This window comes from Clostridium intestinale DSM 6191 (assembly GCF_900130055.1).
Lineage (GTDB): Bacteria > Bacillota > Clostridia > Clostridiales > Clostridiaceae > Clostridium_T > Clostridium_T intestinale.
In genome coordinates this window covers 137,583-155,745 of record NZ_FQXU01000009.1, presented here as the reverse complement: position 1 = coordinate 155,745, position 18,163 = coordinate 137,583, and the positions used below count along the sequence as shown (strand labels likewise).

Here is an 18,163-nt window from a genome sequence, read left to right as displayed (position 1 = left end):
CTTATATTTGCCTTAAATTTATCTTTTATAGTGATTTACCTCTTAATTTTTCTAACTTTATAGAGTATAATATCCATGGTATTGATATTTTAAAATTTTTAGGAGTGATCATATGAGAAAAAGCAGTATACCTAATATATTCACATTTGCTAATCTTGGTTTTGGTGTACTATCATTATTAGCTACATATAATAATAATTATTCTTTTGCCGCTATATTTATTATCATTGCAGGCTTAGTAGATAGATATGATGGAAGAATTGCTCGTTTTCTTCAAGTATCATCTGAATTAGGTAAAGAATTAGATTCTTTAGCTGATTTAGTTTCATTTGGTGTTGCACCCGCATTTTTAACTTTTGTAATGTATGATTTTCAAAATTTAGGTCCTGTTGGCTTAATTGGATACATGTTAGTTATTGTATTCCCGGTTTGTGGTGCTTTTAGATTAGCAAGATATAATCTATCTACTTTTGATGGAGTGTTTACAGGAATTCCTATAACTATAGCTGGATCAGTAATTGCATTATTTGATTTAATTACTGTTAATTCACCTACAACTCAGATTATACCTATAATCTTTATGATAGCACTTTCTTATCTAATGATTAGTACTTTTAAATTAAAAAAACTTTAATAAGTTATAAAAAATGTGTTTTTCTTTGAAAAACACATTTTTTTTATATGTTTAAGTATTGTCTCCAATATTTTCAAGGAATCCTAGTGGAAAACTGTCATTGTTCTCAACATTTACATCAATATCTATTCTTCCTGGTCCTTTTCTTCTTATATTTTCTCCAGGTATAATTCCCCTTGTATTATTTTGGAATAATAATTCATTATCTATTTCAGTTAATATTAAGTCCTTTTCAGTTTTTACTATTAATACGTCACTTTTTAATCTAACATAGTTTAAATAAGTATTTTGACAACATTCTAAAATATCTATTAAATCATCTATTAAATCTCCAACTTTATCTACTCTCTTTAACGCATCTTTTACTTCTTTCTTTTTTGCTAGAGCAATTCCATTTAATTCACCTGCTCCACCTATAAGTAATCTATATGAATTAACATATTTTTCTAATAAAAAAACTAAATTAGTTAGCTCTGAATAATATGAGCTCATAATTTTATTATATCCCATACCATCACCCTTACAACTGCTTTCATTCAATTATATTACTAAGCTATCTGTTTCATGCAACATAAAAATAGCAAATAGTAACAATGACATATATAGCTACTAGTATACATCCTTCAAACCAATATGTTTTTCCATCCACAAAAACTATATAGCTCATTATTACCGCTATAAATAACATTACCATCTGTATTGATGAAAAAATCATATTCATATTTATACCTAAAAAATATCCAAAAGTAATTAATACTGGTGTTGCAAACAATGCTATTTGTATCGAGGATCCTATAGCTATTTCTAATGATGCATTTACTTTATTTTTTATGGCACACATTATTGCTGAAATATTCTCTCCTATGTTCCCTAGTATAGGTAAAAGCATTATTCCTATAAACTCAGGCGAAATATTTTTTTCTTCTGTAAACAAACTTATGTTAGTTATCAACTTTTCTGAAATGAAATACAACAAAACTGAAATGATTATTATATATGCTAAATTTTTATAAGAATCCTGCCATCTGATTTCCTCTATTTCCTCATCTACATCTCCTAATATAAATAAATTTTTATGTGTATATAGCGAAAATATTAATCCTAAAAGATATATGCCTATTAATATTATTGAAATTTTAAAACCTATTGCATTTAATGTAGTTTCACTTAAACTGGTATAATTACTAATTGAAAATATAATTGTGAAAGAAGCCATTGCTAAAAGGAGCATATTAAAGTTAGTTTTTGCAATATTTTTATTAAAATTTTGCTCTTTATATTTAACACCGCCTAATATAACCGAGATACCTAAAACCAAAAGCATGTTATTAATTATAGATCCTATAAGAGCTGCCTTTGCCATAGATATAAGTCCAACTTTTATAGACCATACTCCCATCATTATTTCCGGCATATTCCCTATGGTTGCTGCAATTAATCCTCCTTTTTTCTCTCCAATAGTACCTGAAAGGTCTGATGTAATATTTCCAAGCCTTATAGCTAATGGTATTATGGCTAAAGAAAATATAATTATATTTAAAATATAATTATTTAAATTCAAAAACAATGTAATGATTGGAAATGTAAATATCATAATATTATATAAGTTTTTTTTCTTTAAGTAATTTATATACATCTTCTGTCTCACTCCTTAATCCTTACTTCCTAATCATATGTATTTTTTATTTCTTCATATAATAAAGTATTCATTTGTTTATTCATTGTTACTTCTATCTAAATAAGACCATCTAGAAAATTCTAGATGGTCTTTTCCTTATCTTATAGATATTTTTTTATCCTCATCACAAGTAATAACTATAGTATTATCATCTTTACTTTTAGTATTTAAAATAACTTTTCTTCCCCAAAGTTCTTGAATATATTTTAATGTTTCTTTTGCATAACTTATTTCAAGTTCTCTTCCATCAAAAACATGTTCTATGGTCAATGTTCCATCTTTAGTATTGTAATCTAAAACTCTTATATATGGAATTGACCCTACGCCAGTATGATGTGCTAAGAGATCTCTAATACTCTTCCAACCTATTTCATCTGGAACATTCTCAATAACATAATCAAAACCTTTTTTCCCATATTCAAACAGATTTAATTCTCTACATAAATCTTCAGTTAAATATCTTCTTATAAAGGATGCATCTCTTTCCAATGCTCTTACTTCAAATATCTTGTCTCTACCATAAGCTTCATCTATTGCTTGAAACATTTTAAATCCAATATAATATGGATTTAATCCACCTACCATAGGTGCAACAACATCATTATGCCTTTTTAAAAATTCTAAGTGTAGTCCTTGAGGTAAATCTAGTTCTTTTAGTATATTGTAATGCCAAAAACTTGCCCATCCCTCATTCATTGTCTTAGTTTCTATCTGTGGCATAAAATACTCTGTTTCTCTCTTGATTATTTTCAATATAGTTCTTTCCCATTCTTGTAGATCACCATATTGTATCAAAAATCCCATTAGGTCATCTTCAGGTTCTAATGGAATTTTACTTATATTAGGTACATCTATTTTTACATCTAAATCCAATATACCTTTATTCTCAACTTTTTTATTATAGTCATCTATTAAGGCTTTTTGAGCTTCTTGCCTACTAACTGTTTTCTCGCCTATGACTCTAGAAATCTGAAATCTAATAGCATGAGCCGCATCTATTATTCTTTCAACTTTTTCATATCCTATTGATGGATGACTAATAAACCCTCTTATGGTTTCAGCATCTATTTTAAACATTTCTATTGTATAATTGGCCTTAGTTCCATCTTTAAACAATCTGTTATTCTTAAAAAAGTCATTATGACCATATACATGAGCCATAGTCAGAATTTGAAGGAGCAAAGTATTTTCTCTCATAAGATATCCTAAGCAAGGATTAGAATTAATAACCATCTCATATGCAAGACCTGTTAAGTTTAATGAATATAAAGTTTTTGTCTTTTCATAGGACTTTCCAAAACTCCAATGTGGGTATCTAGATGGCATTCCAACATATGCCTCATACCCAATCATATCATTATGACCTATTACATCAAATTCTTGTGGATAATAATCTAATCCTAATTCACTTGCTTTCTTTTCAATAATTTCATTCCATTTTTCTAAATCTCTTAAGTTATAATCCATAAGATTCCTCCTTAAGCTCCTTCTTTAACATAAGCTTTAAAGCCTGCCATAAATCCTTTTTCTCTTTTACTAATACAGATAAAAAGTTTTTTCTATTTATCTCCTTTTCAAATCTATAATACATAGTTGTAGAATAGGTGGATGGTAATAATTCAGCATATCCAACCATATTAGATATATCACTTAATTCATTAACTGCTTTTATAGCCCTCTCATTATCTTCACTCCAGTTATCACCATCAGATGCATAAAAGGGATATATATTCCACATATCTGGTGGATACTTTTCATTTATTAACTGAAGCGCTAGGTTAAGTCCAGAGGAAATATAAGTTCCTCCTGATTCTGCTTTATGGAAAAATTCATATTCATTAACTCTTTTAGCAGATGTGGTATGAGAGATAAATTCAAATGCAATATTATTATATTTTCTTCTTATAAATCTTGAAAGAACAAAGAAGAAACTTCTAGCTAAGTATTTTTTAGCTACATCCATAGACCCTGATACATCCATTATGAATATCAATACTGCATTACTTTCTTTTTTAGGTTTTTTCTTTACTCTATAATATCTTAAATCCTCTTCCCTAAATGGAAATCTTTCCATTTCTCCATTTTCGCCTAATTCTCTTAGTGCTCTTTTTTTCCCTTGCTGCCTAGCAATTTTAGAAACAACTGTCTTTTTTTTAGCTAATCTAGGATTTATACCATATCTTTGATAACCTCTTTTTCTTCCAGCACTTTCTGTAATTATTTCTGAATATTTCTTTCTATCAAGATTTGGCAAATCTAAATCTTCTATTATATAGTCAAGGAGTTCTTCTAAAGTGATTTCTGTTTCGTATACATCTTCCCCTTCACCATTACCGGCTTTTCCATTTCCGCTTTTCCCTTTACCTGAGCCATCATCCTGTCCTACTTTTTGTCCCCTTTTCTCCTGTCCGTTCCCTGTTGCTACACCTTTGTTGTTTTTTCCATATATAAATTGATATTCCTTTATCCCTCTAATAGGTATTTTAAATTTCTTATTTTTACTTTCCCCTATAATACTTTCTTCAGATAGAATATCCCCTAAATTCTCTTTTATAGATTTCTCAACTAATTGTCGATGTCTTCTTCTATCTTCTATAGCTCTATCATGTTCAACTGGTGTCTCAGCATTATCTCTAAATATTGCACACATTATATCAGTCCTTCCATAGGTTGTTTGCTGCGTATTTTAGTACAACATCACAGCAATGTGCACAATATCCATTGGATTTCATTTCTTCTACCATAGAACTATACTTCTCATCTTGCTCCCTATCTCTAACCCTAGATTTAGTTATTATTCTAGATAAGTCTTTAACTGATGCCATCAATTTCTTTTCTATAGCTTCTTTTAATGGCTCATAAGAAGTATAATCTATTTTCCCACCATTTCTCACTACATAGAACATATAAGAAGTTACATCTGATCTAAATCCCTTAGCTGAAGCATCTGATATAGATATTTGTTCTTCTATATTTCTCATGAAACCTTCATCTGGATTTAATTCCTCTCCTGTTGCCAAATCTTTAAGTTTACTCTTATTAACATAGGCCTCAGCATTATCTATATAATTATTAAACAAGCTTTCTGCCTGTTCTCTAAATGAATGGATAAATGCCTTAGTTATTTCTTTTTCTAATGTTTTATTATATTCCTTTCTAATATTATCTTGAATATAACCTAATAATCTCTTTTTCTCCTCTTGAGAAACATCCATTTCTTTTACAGACTTAATCATACTTTCCATAATTGACAACGGGTTTATACAGTTATACTCTGAATTAGATAAAGCATTATCGATAGCTTTAACTATAAATCTTGTTGATATTCCCTTCATACCTTCCATAGGACCTGCTTCTTCTCTAAGTTCGCCTATATCAATTCTCTTGGTACTTCCTTTTTCTACTATGTCATCACCATTATATATTTTTAGTTTTGTTATAGGATCAACTTTAGCAGATGCTGTTAATCTAGATAATATAGCAAACATCGCAGCCATTTCTATAGTATGTGGAGCAATATGGGCTTTAAAATTACTCTTCCCTAAGATTTTTTCATATATCTTTACCTCTTCATTAAGTTCTAAACAGTATGGAACTTCAATCTTTACGATTCTATCCAGTATAGCTTCATTAGTATGATCTGATTTAAACTTATTCCACTCTGCTTCATTTGAGTGAGCTATTATAAGTCCATCAAAATATATCATTGACCCCTTTCCTGGTGATGGCACAGACTTTTCTTGTGTTGCTGTTATAATTGTGTGTAAATATTCAACATCATTTTTGAATACTTCTATAAATTCCACCATACCTCTATTCCCAACATTAAAAGCTCCATTTAGTGAGAATATTCTAGGGTCATCTTCTGGATACATATCCATTTTAGATATATCTACTGAACCTGTTAAAATAGATGTATCCTGATTATTTGGATCTACTGGTGGTACTACCCCTACACCTTTTCTGCTTCTAATAGAAAAATCTTTAGTTACTACAGGAAACTCCTCATATTTACCTTTAAATTCATTTATCAATCGATACTTACATACAGGACATAAATCCCCTTCAATTTGAACTCCTAAATTGTCCTCAAAATCCCCTCTAATATGTTTAGGAATTAAATGAAGTGGCTCTTCTTGCATCGGACATCCATCTAAAACATATATTGGATCAGCTGTTTCTAAAGCATTTTTTAAAGATTCAACCAAAGACGACTTACCAGCTCCTACTGGTCCTACTAAATACAACACTTGTCTTGCTTCTTCGCCTTTCATTGATGCTGAATTTAAATAATTCATAAGTTTCATAACAACCCTATCAATTCCAAAAAAGCTATCTTTAAAAAAGTTGAATCTTTTTATTCCTTCACTACCATATAGCTTTTTTATCCTAGGATTATCTTCTGGCTTTAAAATCTCAAACCCTTGATTTAGGATTATATCATACATTCTTTTATGAGCCAATTTAGCTATATCTGGATTTTCTTTAACCAATTCCAAATAATCTAGAAATGTTCCCTGAAACTTTTTCTTATTATGCTTTTCTCTATCACTTTGTATCATTTCTTTGAAGTTCATAAGACATCCCCTCCTTTGTTTAAATATATTCACCTATATAAACATCTTATTACAAAAAAATTTTATAAAATAATCGTACAAAACAAAAACACCTTATAAACTAACGTTTATAAGGTGTTTTATTTATTTATCTAGTAACTGATATAAAACCTGAGTACCCTTATTTTCTTTTTTATCTTCCACCAATTCATCATATAAAGATTTTGCAAGTTCAAGACCTAAAAGCTTTATTCCCATATTTTCAGCCTCTTCTAAGGCTATCTTCATATCCTTAACAAAATGTTTAACATAAAATCCTGGCTCAAAGTCTCCTTTAATCATTCTTGGGGCTAAATTACTTAATGACCAACTGGCAGCAGCTCCACCACCTATAGTCATTAAAACTTTTTCCGGATCTAACCCTGCTCTTTTAGCATAAACCATAGCTTCACAAACACCTATCATATTAGATGCAATAGCTATCTGATTACTCATCTTTGTATGTTGACCAGCTCCTGCTGCACCTAATAAGTTTACGCTAGTTCCCATAAGCTTAAATAGTGGTGAAACTTTTTCAAAAACTTCTTTCTCGCCACCTACCATTATGGTTAATTTCCCATCTCTTGCGCCTATATCTCCTCCTGAAACTGGAGAATCTAATGCAGATATATCTTTTTCTTTAGCTTCATTAAAAATCCTTTGAGCTAAACTTGGTTTAGAGGTTGTCATATCAATTACTATAGTACCTTTTTTACAATTATTTAATATTCCATCTTCTCTAAAATAAATATTTTCTACATCATTTGGATATCCAACTATAGTAATAATTACATCCGCATCTTTAGCTAAATCAGCTATACTTTCTTTCCATACAGCACCTTTTTCAACTAAAGTATCTGCACTCTCTTTAGTTCTATTATTAACTAGAAGCTTATATCCTCCATTTAGAATATTACTTGCCATACTTCTTCCCATTACACCAGTGCCTATAAATCCAACTGTTAAATCTTTATCCATTTAAATTCTCCTTTTTAATGAATTTCTCTTCTATTAACAATATTTAAAATATCTCTACCATAGTTTTTTATTTTTCTCTCCCCAATACCTTGAATTTCTAGTAGTTGTTCAAAACTTTTTGGTTTTCTATTAGCTATTTCAATTAATGTTTTATCACTAAATAATATGTATGGCTTTACATTTTCTAACTTAGCCTTATCTTTTCTATATAGTCTAAGTACCTTAAACAATTCTTCATCCTGACATACGGTAAGCTCTCTTTTTTCTATTTTAAGCATTACTTTTTGAATGCCCTTTAATATCTTTACGGATTCGTCATTAAGCTTTAAAATTGAATAAGTCCCTTCTTTTAATAAAACATATTTCTCTTCAAGTAGTTTATTTATTATATCTTTTATATAGCCACTAGAATATTCCTTCATTATTCCAAAAGTAGATACATTAATCAGCTGATTTTGAACTATTTTAGGTCCCCTAACCCCTCTTAAAATATCTACAAGTACAGATATACCATAACTTTCTTTAGTTCTATACACACACGAAAGTATCTTTTGAGCCTCAAGGGTAAAGTCTATTAGCTCATCATTATTAAAACAATTTGAACAGCTATTACAATAACTTTTTATATCTTTTTCCCCAAAATAATTTAATATAAAAGACTTATAACATCCATCATATTCACATAAAGACAATAACTCATTAAGTTTTCTAAGTTCAATCTCTCTCCTATTAATAAGGCTAGTTGTATTAATCAAATATTCTACTGAATAAATATCCTCTCTAGAATATAGTAAGTTACAATTGCATCTTTCACCGTCTCTTCCACCTCGTCCTATTTCTTGATAATAGCTTTCTATATTTTTAGGAATTGAAAAATGTATTATATTCCTTATATTAGATTTATCTATCCCCATACCAAATGCGTTAGTTGCTATCATAGTATTATAATTATCCATCAGGAACTCATCTTGATTCCTATTTCTTTCACTATCACTCATACCACCATGATATTTACAAACAGAGAACCCTAAATCTTTTAAATATATGTATAATCCATCAACTTCTTTTTTAGTTAAACAATATATAATTGAACTTTCGTCTATATCTCTTATACAATCTTTTATAAACTCTAATTTATCTATTTCTTTATGTATATTTATAATTAAGTTTTCTCTATTGAAACTACCTATATAAATATATGGATTCCTTAATTCTAAAAGATTAACTGAATCTTCCCTAACCTCTCTTGTTGCAGTTGCTGTAAAAGCTGATATTACAGGATCTGAACTTAAACTTTTAATAAAAGGTGATATGTCTTTATAACTTTTTCGAAAATCATGTCCCCATTGTGATACACAGTGTGCTTCATCTATCACAACTTGAGAAACCTTTAGGCTATTAAACAGTTTAATAGTATAGTTAGAATACAATCTTTCTGGAGCTATATATATTATTTTATATTTACCTTTTGTTACATCTATCTCAACTTTTCTAATTTCATCTATACTCATAGAAGAGTTTATATAAATGCTGTCCACTCCAACAGCTCTCAAAGAGTCCACCTGATTTTTCATAAGAGATATTAGCGGAGAAATTACTATGGTTATACCTTCAAAAATAAGCGCAGGAATCTGATAGCATATAGACTTTCCAGCTCCCGTTGGAAGTATTCCAAAAGTATCTCTTCCATTTAATATGTTATTTATTAGTTCCCACTGCCCAGTTCTAAAACTATTATATCCGTAAACCTTATTTAAAACTTCTTCTATCCTATTTTTCTCAAACATACCTTCACCCAACACTAAATTCATTCTTAACCTTTATACTTTAGAAGTCTCTCTGAGGCTTCATTAGATTTATTTTAACATTAATCCTGTAGCACGTCACCCAGTGCTTCATTAAATCATTTTTGCCTTATTTTAATAAAAAAATCGACTTTTAAGATTTTAATTTAAATCCTCTTAAATTTATCAACAAAAAAAGAGCAATTACAATTTATATATGTAACGCTCCTTAAAATATAAAAATTATTTATCAGTAATTCTTACTATAAGTTTTGCTAAAACTTCTTTGTCATTTGAATCTGCAGAATCCCATAACTCTTTAAGAAGTCTTTCTTCATCTGTTTTGGGATCAACATTATTTGCTAAAAAGCTTCCAACCTTTTCAGCAATATTAGTTATTGTTCCATCTGACATTCCTACAGTTTCTCCTAAGTCAACAGCTTTGCCAAGAGTATCTTTCCACTTGCTCCAATTTTTTAAAGTTTCCATATACTATTCACCTCCTATAATAACTTATTATTAGTATTTAAGAAAAAATAAATGTACCTATAATACTAAATTTATAGGTACATTTATTAATTATTTTTTATTTAATCCACTTTTTTCATATAATTCGTAAAAATGATGAGTTGGTCCTACACCTTTTCCAAGCTCAAATCCATTTTCTATAGCAACCGTTATATATCTTTTTCCTTCTTCAACGGCTTCAACTACATTCATACCCTTAGCTAAATTTGCTGCAATGGCAGAAGATAAGGTACATCCTGTTCCATGTGTATGTATGGTATTTACCCTTCTACCTTTAAATATAGTAAAGTTCTTTCCATCAAACAATAAATCGTCAGCTTCACTTTCTAAATGACCACCTTTTACCAAAACATATTTTGGACCTAATTCATATAATTTAGTAGCAGCTTCCTTCATGCTCTCCATATCCTTAATTTCAACCCCTAAAATCTCTTCAGCCTCTGGTAAGTTAGGTGTTATTAATGTAGCGAAAGGAAACAATTCTTTAATTAAAGTATCCTTAGCATCCTCTGATAATAGTTTAAAACCAGTTTTTGAAATCATAACTGGATCCAATACTATTACTGGAAGTTTATCTACTTTTCTAAAAGACTCAGCTATAGCTTTTATAGATTCTATTTTTGAAACCATTCCTATTTTTATAGCATCAATATGAATATCATCAAAAAGCACCTCTATTTGCTTTGATATAATTTCTGGGCTTATATCTTGAATTCCAAAAACTCCTTGAGTGCTTTGAGCTGTTATAGCCGTAATTACACTCATTCCATAAACTCCATTTGCAGAAAATGATTTTATATCAGCTTGAATACCTGCTCCTCCACAAGAATCAGAACCTGCAATAGTTAAAGCTTTAAACATAATATTTACTCCCTTCCTTTAATTAATAAATTTTTTATGGCAGGTATATTTAAAAATATTAATGCTATTATAGCTCCTCCTACACAACTAATTGAAAAAGGTACTATGAAAAAGGTCAATGCAGCTTGTTTACCTAAAATATAAGCATATATTGGATAAGCTAGTAATGCTCCTAATAAACCAGTACCTACTACTTCTCCCAATGCTGATGCATATATATTCTTAAAGTACTTATACATTAATGCTGCTAAAAATGCTCCAACCATACTTCCTGGAAATGCTAATAAGGTACCTGTTCCTAGGGCATTTCTAAGTAAGGATATTGAAAAAGCATTTAATACTGCATAATAAGGACCTAATAATACTGCTGAAACCACATTTATAAAATGCTGAACCGGAGCCATTTTAGCGCCTAATATAGGAATTGTTAATAAAGTACTTGTTGTTGTACCTATTGCTATTAATACTCCGCTTATTGCTATTTTTGAAGTGCTTGATACATTAATTCTTTTTTCCATTGTTAATCCCCCTAAAAATTAGCCAAGGAGACTTATATCCGCCATATTTTTGTACATAAATAAAAAAGAAAAAATAAAAGTGTAGCAAGAGCTACACTAATTTTAGTACAAAACTAATGCTTCCCTACGCTGGATTTACCCAGATCAGGTTATAAGAGTCAGAAAATCTTGTTTTCTATCTCAGCTGGCAACACCAGCCCCCCTAGCTAAATATTAAAATTTAATCTATATCTAATATACCATTTAATTATTTATAGTGCAATTGCTGTAACCTTGTTTTAAGCTAATAAGCTAATTATCTCTTCAATACCAACAACCATACCATTGTTTGTTCCAAAATTAACTATAACCTTATTAACACCGTTACTATTAAGATTAGTTATTAATTTCCCTAGTTTTTCATTATTTAGCCCCACAAGTTTTGACACACTTAATTGTTCCATATGTACCTTGTTTTTAGCTAAATCAGCCTCAGTATATATGTATATGTATTTATCATTACCTGAGTTTCTTATTAAAACCTCTATATTATTTTCATCTGTAGCTTCTCTAGCAACTATATAAGTTCTTTCCTTAAGCTCTAAAGAATTAGTATTTCTAAAACTTGTGTTTGTATATATCTCTTCATATCTATTTATAAGATATTGAATATTTTCTGATAAAATAGAAGAACTTTCTGTATCTTTATTAATAAAACAACTATTAAAATTATTGTCTCTATTTTTAAGCACAATTATAAACTTAGATAAGGAAAACTCTTCATAATTACTATAATCTGAAGTTATCAATTCTCTATCAGTATAAATGTATATAGATTTTTCTCCTGCATTTGAAGATAAAACAGCTATATGCCCATCTTTAGTCCAGATATAAACCTTATCTAACTTAAGTAAAACCTCAATCTTAGCTAATTCATAAACCTTAGTATTTTTAATTAAATCAAACTTTTTAACTTCTTCAACATAATTCATTTTCATATCTCCTTAAACCCTTTAAGCTTATTTCCCGAAAACTTGTTCTTTTAATTTTTTTCCTGTTTTTGTAATAGCTATTCCCCCCATAGCAGTTTCCTTAAGTTCACTAGGCATATTTTTCCCAACATCATACATAGCACTTAAAACATCATCAAATGGAATCTTACTGTTTACTCCTGCCATAACTAAATCAGCTGTTGATAGTGCACTAACAGCTCCCGCTACATTTCTTTTTGCACATGGAACCTCCACTAACCCAGCAACTGGATCACATACTAGTCCCATGATATTTTTAAAAACTATAGCCGCAGCATTTAGGCTCATTTCTGGAGTTCCACCCATCATTTCTACTACCGCAGCAGCCCCCATAGCAGATGCTGAACCACACTCTGCCTGACATCCACCCTCTGCACCTGCTAAAGTTGCATTTTGAGCTATTATAATACCTAAAGCGGAAGCTGCAAACAATCCCTTTATAGCACCTTCATAATCAAGCTCTAACTGCTCTACGGCTGTAATAATAACAGCTGGCAATATACCACAAGATCCAGCTGTAGGACATGCTACTATTTTTCCCATAGAAGCATTTACTTCTGCACAGGACATAGCTCTTGCCATTGCTTTTATAATAACATTTCCTGTAAGGGATTTTCCACTATTTAAGTATTTATTTATTTTATATCCATCTCCACCAATTAACCCACTTACAGAGAAAACTTCTTCTTCCATTCCTTGTCTGCAAGCTTCCAGCATGACATCATAACTTTTCTCCATCATTTTAATTACTTCTTCTCTAGTTAATTCTGAGGATTCCATTTCATAAAGAATAGCATATTCACTTAGTGAAATACCTTTTTCAGTGCATATATTTAGAAGTTCCTCACCTGTTTTTGCTAACAATTTTTATTCTCCTTCCTTAATAGGATTTATCCTTATAACTTTTGATATGTAGTCTATATTTTTTATTCCATTTAAAACCTTATCTGAAATTTCATTGTCAACTTCAAATATCATAGTTGCTTCCTTACCCTTTTGGCTTCTAAAAACCTTCATAAAAGCAATATTTATTGTATCTTCATACAAAAGTGATGTTACCTTAGATACTGCTCCTGGTACATCCTTATGATTTACAATTAAGGTAGGATAACTTCCTGTAAAATCAACTTCTTGGTCATTTATAGCTTTTATAACTATACTTCCCCCACCTATAGAAGAGCCTGTTATAGAATAGTTAGTGCCACTTACTCCATTCATTATACATTTTACAGTATTAGGGTGTACATCTCCTAAATCCCCTTCTTCAAACTCTATCTTTATACCTAAATCCTCTGCTATACCCAAAGCATCCCTTAGACGTATATCTCCAGGATTCATTCCTAATATCCCTGCAGTAAGAGCTCTATCAGTTCCATGACCTTTATAAGTTTTCCCAAAAGATCCATGAAGGATAAACTTAACCGCCTTTAATTCCTCCCCAGCTATAACTCTTGCAATTCTCCCAATTCTAGCAGCTCCTGCTGTATGGGAGGAAGAGGGCCCTATCATAATAGGCCCAATTATATCAAACACTCCATATTTTTTCATAATTACCACCTTTTTATCTTTTTGTTAAACTAATATTTATAAAAACAACTTCCCCCTATAAACTCTCTTAATATAGAATTACCTGGCACCATTTCTGTCTCTATGTCTTTAAAGAATCCTAAAAAGGACTTTAATCTTTGAGCCTCGTAATAAACATCACTTTCTTCCTTTATCTTATCTAGTTCAAAAAGCGCATACTTTCTAAGCACACAAAGCTCATATACAAGAGTTGAATTAAACATAACATCTGCATCTTCTTGGAATACAAATATATTCTTTTCTTCTCCTCTTTTTATAGAATTCCACATTAAAAGAGTGTCCTCTCCACCATACCCTCTAGTTAGATAATCTCTAACTATCCTTCTAATTTTTCTAACATCTGTGGTTGCAATTCTATTATGATTATCTAGGTTCAGTTGTGTCAATGCACTTATATAAATTTTAAATTTATTCACCTCTGAAATAGAAGCTGTTAATTGATCATTTAATCCATGTATACCTTCTATTATTAACAAACCATTTTGAGGTAATACAATTTCATGCCCATGCCATTCTCTTTTCCCCTTAACAAAGTTAAAACTAGGTATCTCAACTTTTTTACCTTTTAATAGTAACTCTAAATGCTTGTTAAATAAATCTAAATCTAAAGAATTTATGGATTCAAAATCAGGTTTTCCATCTTCCCCTATAGGGTTTTTCTCTCTATCTACAAAATAATCATCCAAAGATATTGGAGTAGGTATAAATCCATTTACCCTTAATTGAACTCCTAATCTCTTTGAAAAAGTTGTTTTTCCCGAAGAACTTGGTCCTGCTATCAAAATAACTTTTACATCTTTTCTTTCTGAAATCATATCTGCTATATTAGCTATCTTCTTCTCATGCAGCGCCTCTGAAACCTGTATAATATCTATAATCTCACTAGATTCAATCTTATCATTTAAAGAGCCTACTTCTCCAACACCTAAAATATCAAGCCATGTTTCATTTTCATAAAATATATTTGATAGTTTTTTATGTTCCTTAAACTCCTGTATCTCTAATGGTTTCTTATCATCTGGATACCTTAGAATAAAACCTTTATCATAATAAGTAACATCAAAAACCTTTATTTCTTTAGTGTTAACTGCCATATGACCATAGAAATAATCATATCTTCCATCTAGCTCATATAACTTAACTGTCTCTAGATTCATATGATTAAGTAATTTTACCTTGTCAATCATTCCATAGTCCTTAAAAATTTCTATAGCATCTTCCTTTAAAAATTTATTTTTACTTATAGGAATTTTTCTATCAATTAGTTCCTGCATTCTAATTTTAATCTTATTAACATCCTCTTCCGTTAAAACTTCCTCCTTGTGGATTTCCCCAAATATCCCCTTACTAATTGAATGTTCCATAGTTATTTTTGATTCTGGGAAAATATCTAAAGCTGCTTTTATAAATAAAAAAGTTACAGTTCTTCCATAAGCCATTGTTCCAATAGGGTTATTGTTATAAATAACCTCAAAATCTCCAGACTCCTCAACTTTCCTACTTAACTCTATATACTTTTTATTTAATCTTCCTAGCATTATAGGTAAATTACTCTCTTTATAATATTTATTTATAATTTCAGTGAATTCTATTCCTCTATCAACTTCTACCTTAAGACCATTACATAAATTTAATTGAATTTTACTCATGTCACATAACCCTCCAAACATTTAACTATTCATTACTATTATATAACAAACCTTAAACTTGATAACTACTACATATAATTATCTTTATTTGGATAAATTATTTTGGAGGTGTTTTTTTATGTTTATAGTTTTAATTAGAACTTGTATATTGTATATTTTAGTAGTTTTAGTTATTCGATTAATGGGAAAACGACAGATAGGAGAATTACAGCCTTACGAACTTGTAATAACTATTGTAATTTCTGATTTGGCTACTGTTCCAATGCAAGACGTAAGACTACCATTAATTTTAGGAATAATTCCTATAATAACCTTACTTATTTTAGAAGTCTTTTTTACAGAACTTCAGATAAGAAGTAAATTTATGAGAAAACTAATAGATGGTGACCCTTCTGTTCTTATAAGAGATGGTAAAATTAATGAAAAAGCATTAAAAAGTCAAAGAATTCATATAGAAGACCTTCTTGAAGAGTTAAGATTAACAGGAAACTTTGATATATCTTCAATTAAATATGCTATATTAGAAAGTAATGGTCAGTTGTCTATAATGTCTAAAGAAAATAATGAAAATAGTCATTTACCTTTAGTTTTATTATACAATGGAAAAGTAAATAAAGACTCTTTAAAAAAATTACATAAAGACGTTAAATGGCTTCAAGACAAAGTCTCATCAAAAAATCTAAGTATGGATGAAGTATTTATAATAATAATGGATAGCTCTGGTAAACTTCAATACCAAGCAAAAGGAGAATTTGAAAAATTGGATGGTGAGAATACATGAAAAATATATTAACATCCTTAGGACTATTTTTAGCATTAATAAGTTTTATGTTTTACTCTCACATTAAATTAAATAAGGCTTGCATGGAAATAATCGATATTAGTGAAAATTTAGAAGAATTAATTAATAACGAAGATTGGGAAGGTGGATACACTAAAGCTATTGAGCTTATAGACTCTGTAACTCAAAGTTCCACCCCTTTATCCTTATATATAAATCACACCGAATTTGATAATATAAGCTCTGAAGCAATTAAATTAACTCAATATATAGAGACTACAGATGAGGAAGATTCCCTTGCCTCCATACACCTTATAAAGTTTTCTGCTGAGACAATGTTAAAGCTTCAAGAGATACGACTTAAAAATATTTTCTAAAAATATCATTTTTTTTGATTTACATATAGAAAATAGCTTGTACATTTAGTATAATTAACATAAAGGGATTAGTCCCGGTGGGACGTAACAAGTCCACTAACAAAAATGATATCTTGGAGAGATATTAATATTTCTCCAGTAAATAAATGAAAGGTGGTAAAATCATGGCATTAGTTACTACAAAAGAAATGTTCAAAAAAGCTTACGAAGGCGGATACGCAATAGGTGCTTTCAATATCAACAACCTAGAAATCATTCAAGGAGTTTTAAGAGGAGCTAAAGCTAAAAATTCTGCTGTTATACTTCAATGTTCTACAGGAGCTATAAAATATGCTGGAGCTGCATACCTTAAAGCAATGGTTGATGCTGCTATAGAAGAAACTGGTATAGATGTTGCATTACACTTAGACCACGGTCCAAGTTTAGATGCTGTTAAAGAAGTTATAGATGCTGGATTTACATCAGTAATGTTTGATGGTTCTCACTATGACTATGAAGAAAATGTTAAATTAACTAAAGAAGTTGTTGAATACGCTCACGCTAGAGGAGTTGTTGTTGAAGCTGAACTAGGAGTTTTAGCAGGAGTAGAAGATGATGTAGTTGCTGCAGAACATATCTACACTGATCCAGAACAAGCAGTTGACTTTGTTAACAGAACTGGAGTTGATTCATTAGCAATCGCTATAGGAACATCTCACGGAGCATTCAAATTCCCATTAGATTTCAAACCACAATTAAGATTTGATATATTAGAAGAAATCCAAGCTAAATTACCAGGTTTCCCAATAGTTCTTCACGGAGCTTCAGCTGTTGATCCAAAAGCAGTTGAAACTTGTAACCAATATGGTGGAGACATTGCTGGAGCTAAAGGAATTCCAGTTGATATGTTAAGAAAAGCTTCTGGAATGGCTGTATGTAAAATAAACATGGATACAGACTTAAGATTAGCTTTCACAGCTGCTGTAAGAAAAACTTTTGGAGATAAACCAAAAGAATTTGATCCAAGAGCATATCTTGGAGCTGGAAGAAATGCTGTTCAAAGCACAGTAGAATCTAAAATAGATGAAGTTTTAGGATCAATTGATTCTATGAAATAATTCCTTAAAAGATGGCTTATGCCATCTTTTTTGTTTTACTTTTCTTGCTTTCTTGCTTTCTTGCTTTCTTGCTTTCTTGCTTTCTT

Annotated in this window: 18 protein-coding genes and 1 riboswitch; of the genes, 4 read left to right on the top strand and 14 right to left on the bottom strand. The window is 30.1% G+C overall.

The genetic code is table 11. The features are described 5' to 3' along the window. The first annotated feature begins 112 nt into the window (after nt 1-112). Nucleotides 113-634, top strand: coding sequence for a CDP-diacylglycerol--serine O-phosphatidyltransferase (gene pssA / locus BUA92_RS15020; protein ID WP_073020803.1), 522 nt, complete (start codon nt 113-115; stop codon nt 632-634). A 51-nt stretch (nt 635-685) separates the two neighbouring features. Here the strand turns inward: pssA and BUA92_RS15015 are convergent, their stop codons facing one another. From BUA92_RS15015 to BUA92_RS14950, 14 genes are all read right to left on the bottom strand, one after another. Next, complete coding sequence (locus BUA92_RS15015) at nt 686-1,126, bottom strand: hypothetical protein (RefSeq protein ID WP_341413066.1); 441 nt, start codon at nt 1,124-1,126, stop codon at nt 686-688. A 70-nt stretch (nt 1,127-1,196) separates the two neighbouring features. After that, the gene (gene cax / locus BUA92_RS15010; RefSeq protein WP_073020801.1) at nt 1,197-2,270 is read right to left on the bottom strand and encodes a calcium/proton exchanger; all 1,074 of its coding nucleotides are present in this window, start codon (nt 2,268-2,270) and stop codon (nt 1,197-1,199) included. Nucleotides 2,271-2,408: 138 nt separating this feature from the next. Next, a complete protein-coding gene (locus BUA92_RS15005) occupies nt 2,409-3,779 on the bottom strand; it encodes a SpoVR family protein (RefSeq protein ID WP_073020800.1) in 1,371 nt (456 codons plus the stop codon). After that, nucleotides 3,769-4,962, bottom strand: coding sequence for a sporulation protein YhbH (gene yhbH / locus BUA92_RS15000; RefSeq protein WP_073020799.1), 1,194 nt, complete (start codon nt 4,960-4,962; stop codon nt 3,769-3,771). Before yhbH ends, BUA92_RS15005 begins: the two co-directional genes overlap by 11 nt. 4 nt (nt 4,963-4,966) lie before the next feature. Beyond that, nucleotides 4,967-6,889 (bottom strand): PrkA family serine protein kinase, encoded by a 1,923-nt coding sequence (locus BUA92_RS14995; RefSeq protein ID WP_073020798.1) that lies wholly within the window; start codon nt 6,887-6,889, stop codon nt 4,967-4,969. A 123-nt stretch (nt 6,890-7,012) separates the two neighbouring features. Further along, entirely contained in the window at nt 7,013-7,885 is an 873-nt protein-coding gene (locus BUA92_RS14990) for an NAD(P)-dependent oxidoreductase (RefSeq protein WP_073020795.1), read from the bottom strand. A gap of 14 nt (nt 7,886-7,899) precedes the next feature. Beyond that, nucleotides 7,900-9,672 carry a DNA helicase RecQ gene (gene recQ / locus BUA92_RS14985; protein WP_073021008.1) on the bottom strand — a complete coding sequence of 591 codons (1,773 nt, stop codon included), beginning with the start codon at nt 9,670-9,672 and terminating at the stop codon, nt 7,900-7,902. Between the two features lie 240 nt (nt 9,673-9,912). Continuing rightward, complete coding sequence (locus tag BUA92_RS14980) at nt 9,913-10,158, bottom strand: DUF3243 domain-containing protein (protein WP_073020793.1); 246 nt, start codon at nt 10,156-10,158, stop codon at nt 9,913-9,915. A 90-nt stretch (nt 10,159-10,248) separates the two neighbouring features. Then, the gene (gene thiD / locus BUA92_RS14975; protein ID WP_073020791.1) at nt 10,249-11,058 is read right to left on the bottom strand and encodes a bifunctional hydroxymethylpyrimidine kinase/phosphomethylpyrimidine kinase; all 810 of its coding nucleotides are present in this window, start codon (nt 11,056-11,058) and stop codon (nt 10,249-10,251) included. Nucleotides 11,059-11,063: 5 nt separating this feature from the next. Further along, the gene (gene thiW / locus BUA92_RS14970; protein ID WP_073020789.1) at nt 11,064-11,576 is read right to left on the bottom strand and encodes an energy coupling factor transporter S component ThiW; all 513 of its coding nucleotides are present in this window, start codon (nt 11,574-11,576) and stop codon (nt 11,064-11,066) included. Nucleotides 11,577-11,680: 104 nt separating this feature from the next. Then, a riboswitch (TPP riboswitch) is annotated at nt 11,681-11,790 on the bottom strand. Nucleotides 11,791-11,854: 64 nt separating this feature from the next. After that, nucleotides 11,855-12,547 (bottom strand): hypothetical protein, encoded by a 693-nt coding sequence (locus BUA92_RS14965; protein WP_073020787.1) that lies wholly within the window; start codon nt 12,545-12,547, stop codon nt 11,855-11,857. Between the two features lie 27 nt (nt 12,548-12,574). Beyond that, nucleotides 12,575-13,450, bottom strand: a complete 876-nt coding sequence (sdaAA, locus tag BUA92_RS14960; protein WP_073020785.1) for an L-serine ammonia-lyase, iron-sulfur-dependent, subunit alpha — start codon at nt 13,448-13,450, stop codon at nt 12,575-12,577. A 3-nt stretch (nt 13,451-13,453) separates the two neighbouring features. Continuing rightward, complete coding sequence (gene sdaAB / locus BUA92_RS14955) at nt 13,454-14,134, bottom strand: L-serine ammonia-lyase, iron-sulfur-dependent subunit beta (RefSeq protein ID WP_073020782.1); 681 nt, start codon at nt 14,132-14,134, stop codon at nt 13,454-13,456. Nucleotides 14,135-14,163: 29 nt separating this feature from the next. Beyond that, nucleotides 14,164-15,822 carry a nucleoside kinase gene (locus BUA92_RS14950; RefSeq protein WP_073020780.1) on the bottom strand — a complete coding sequence of 553 codons (1,659 nt, stop codon included), beginning with the start codon at nt 15,820-15,822 and terminating at the stop codon, nt 14,164-14,166. A gap of 118 nt (nt 15,823-15,940) precedes the next feature. On the opposite strand from BUA92_RS14950, the gene BUA92_RS14945 reads away from it, so the two are divergent. The 3 genes from BUA92_RS14945 (at nt 15,941) to fba (ending at nt 18,077) form a co-directional block, all read left to right on the top strand. Then, nucleotides 15,941-16,603 carry a DUF421 domain-containing protein gene (locus BUA92_RS14945; RefSeq protein ID WP_073020777.1) on the top strand — a complete coding sequence of 221 codons (663 nt, stop codon included), beginning with the start codon at nt 15,941-15,943 and terminating at the stop codon, nt 16,601-16,603. Beyond that, entirely contained in the window at nt 16,600-16,980 is a 381-nt protein-coding gene (locus BUA92_RS14940) for a DUF4363 family protein (protein ID WP_073020774.1), read from the top strand. The genes BUA92_RS14945 and BUA92_RS14940 overlap by 4 nt, the downstream gene beginning before the upstream one ends. A gap of 164 nt (nt 16,981-17,144) precedes the next feature. Continuing rightward, on the top strand, nt 17,145-18,077 hold the full coding sequence (gene fba, locus BUA92_RS14935) for a class II fructose-1,6-bisphosphate aldolase (RefSeq protein ID WP_073020772.1): 933 nt from the start codon (nt 17,145-17,147) through the stop codon (nt 18,075-18,077). Nucleotides 18,078-18,163 lie beyond the last annotated feature (86 nt).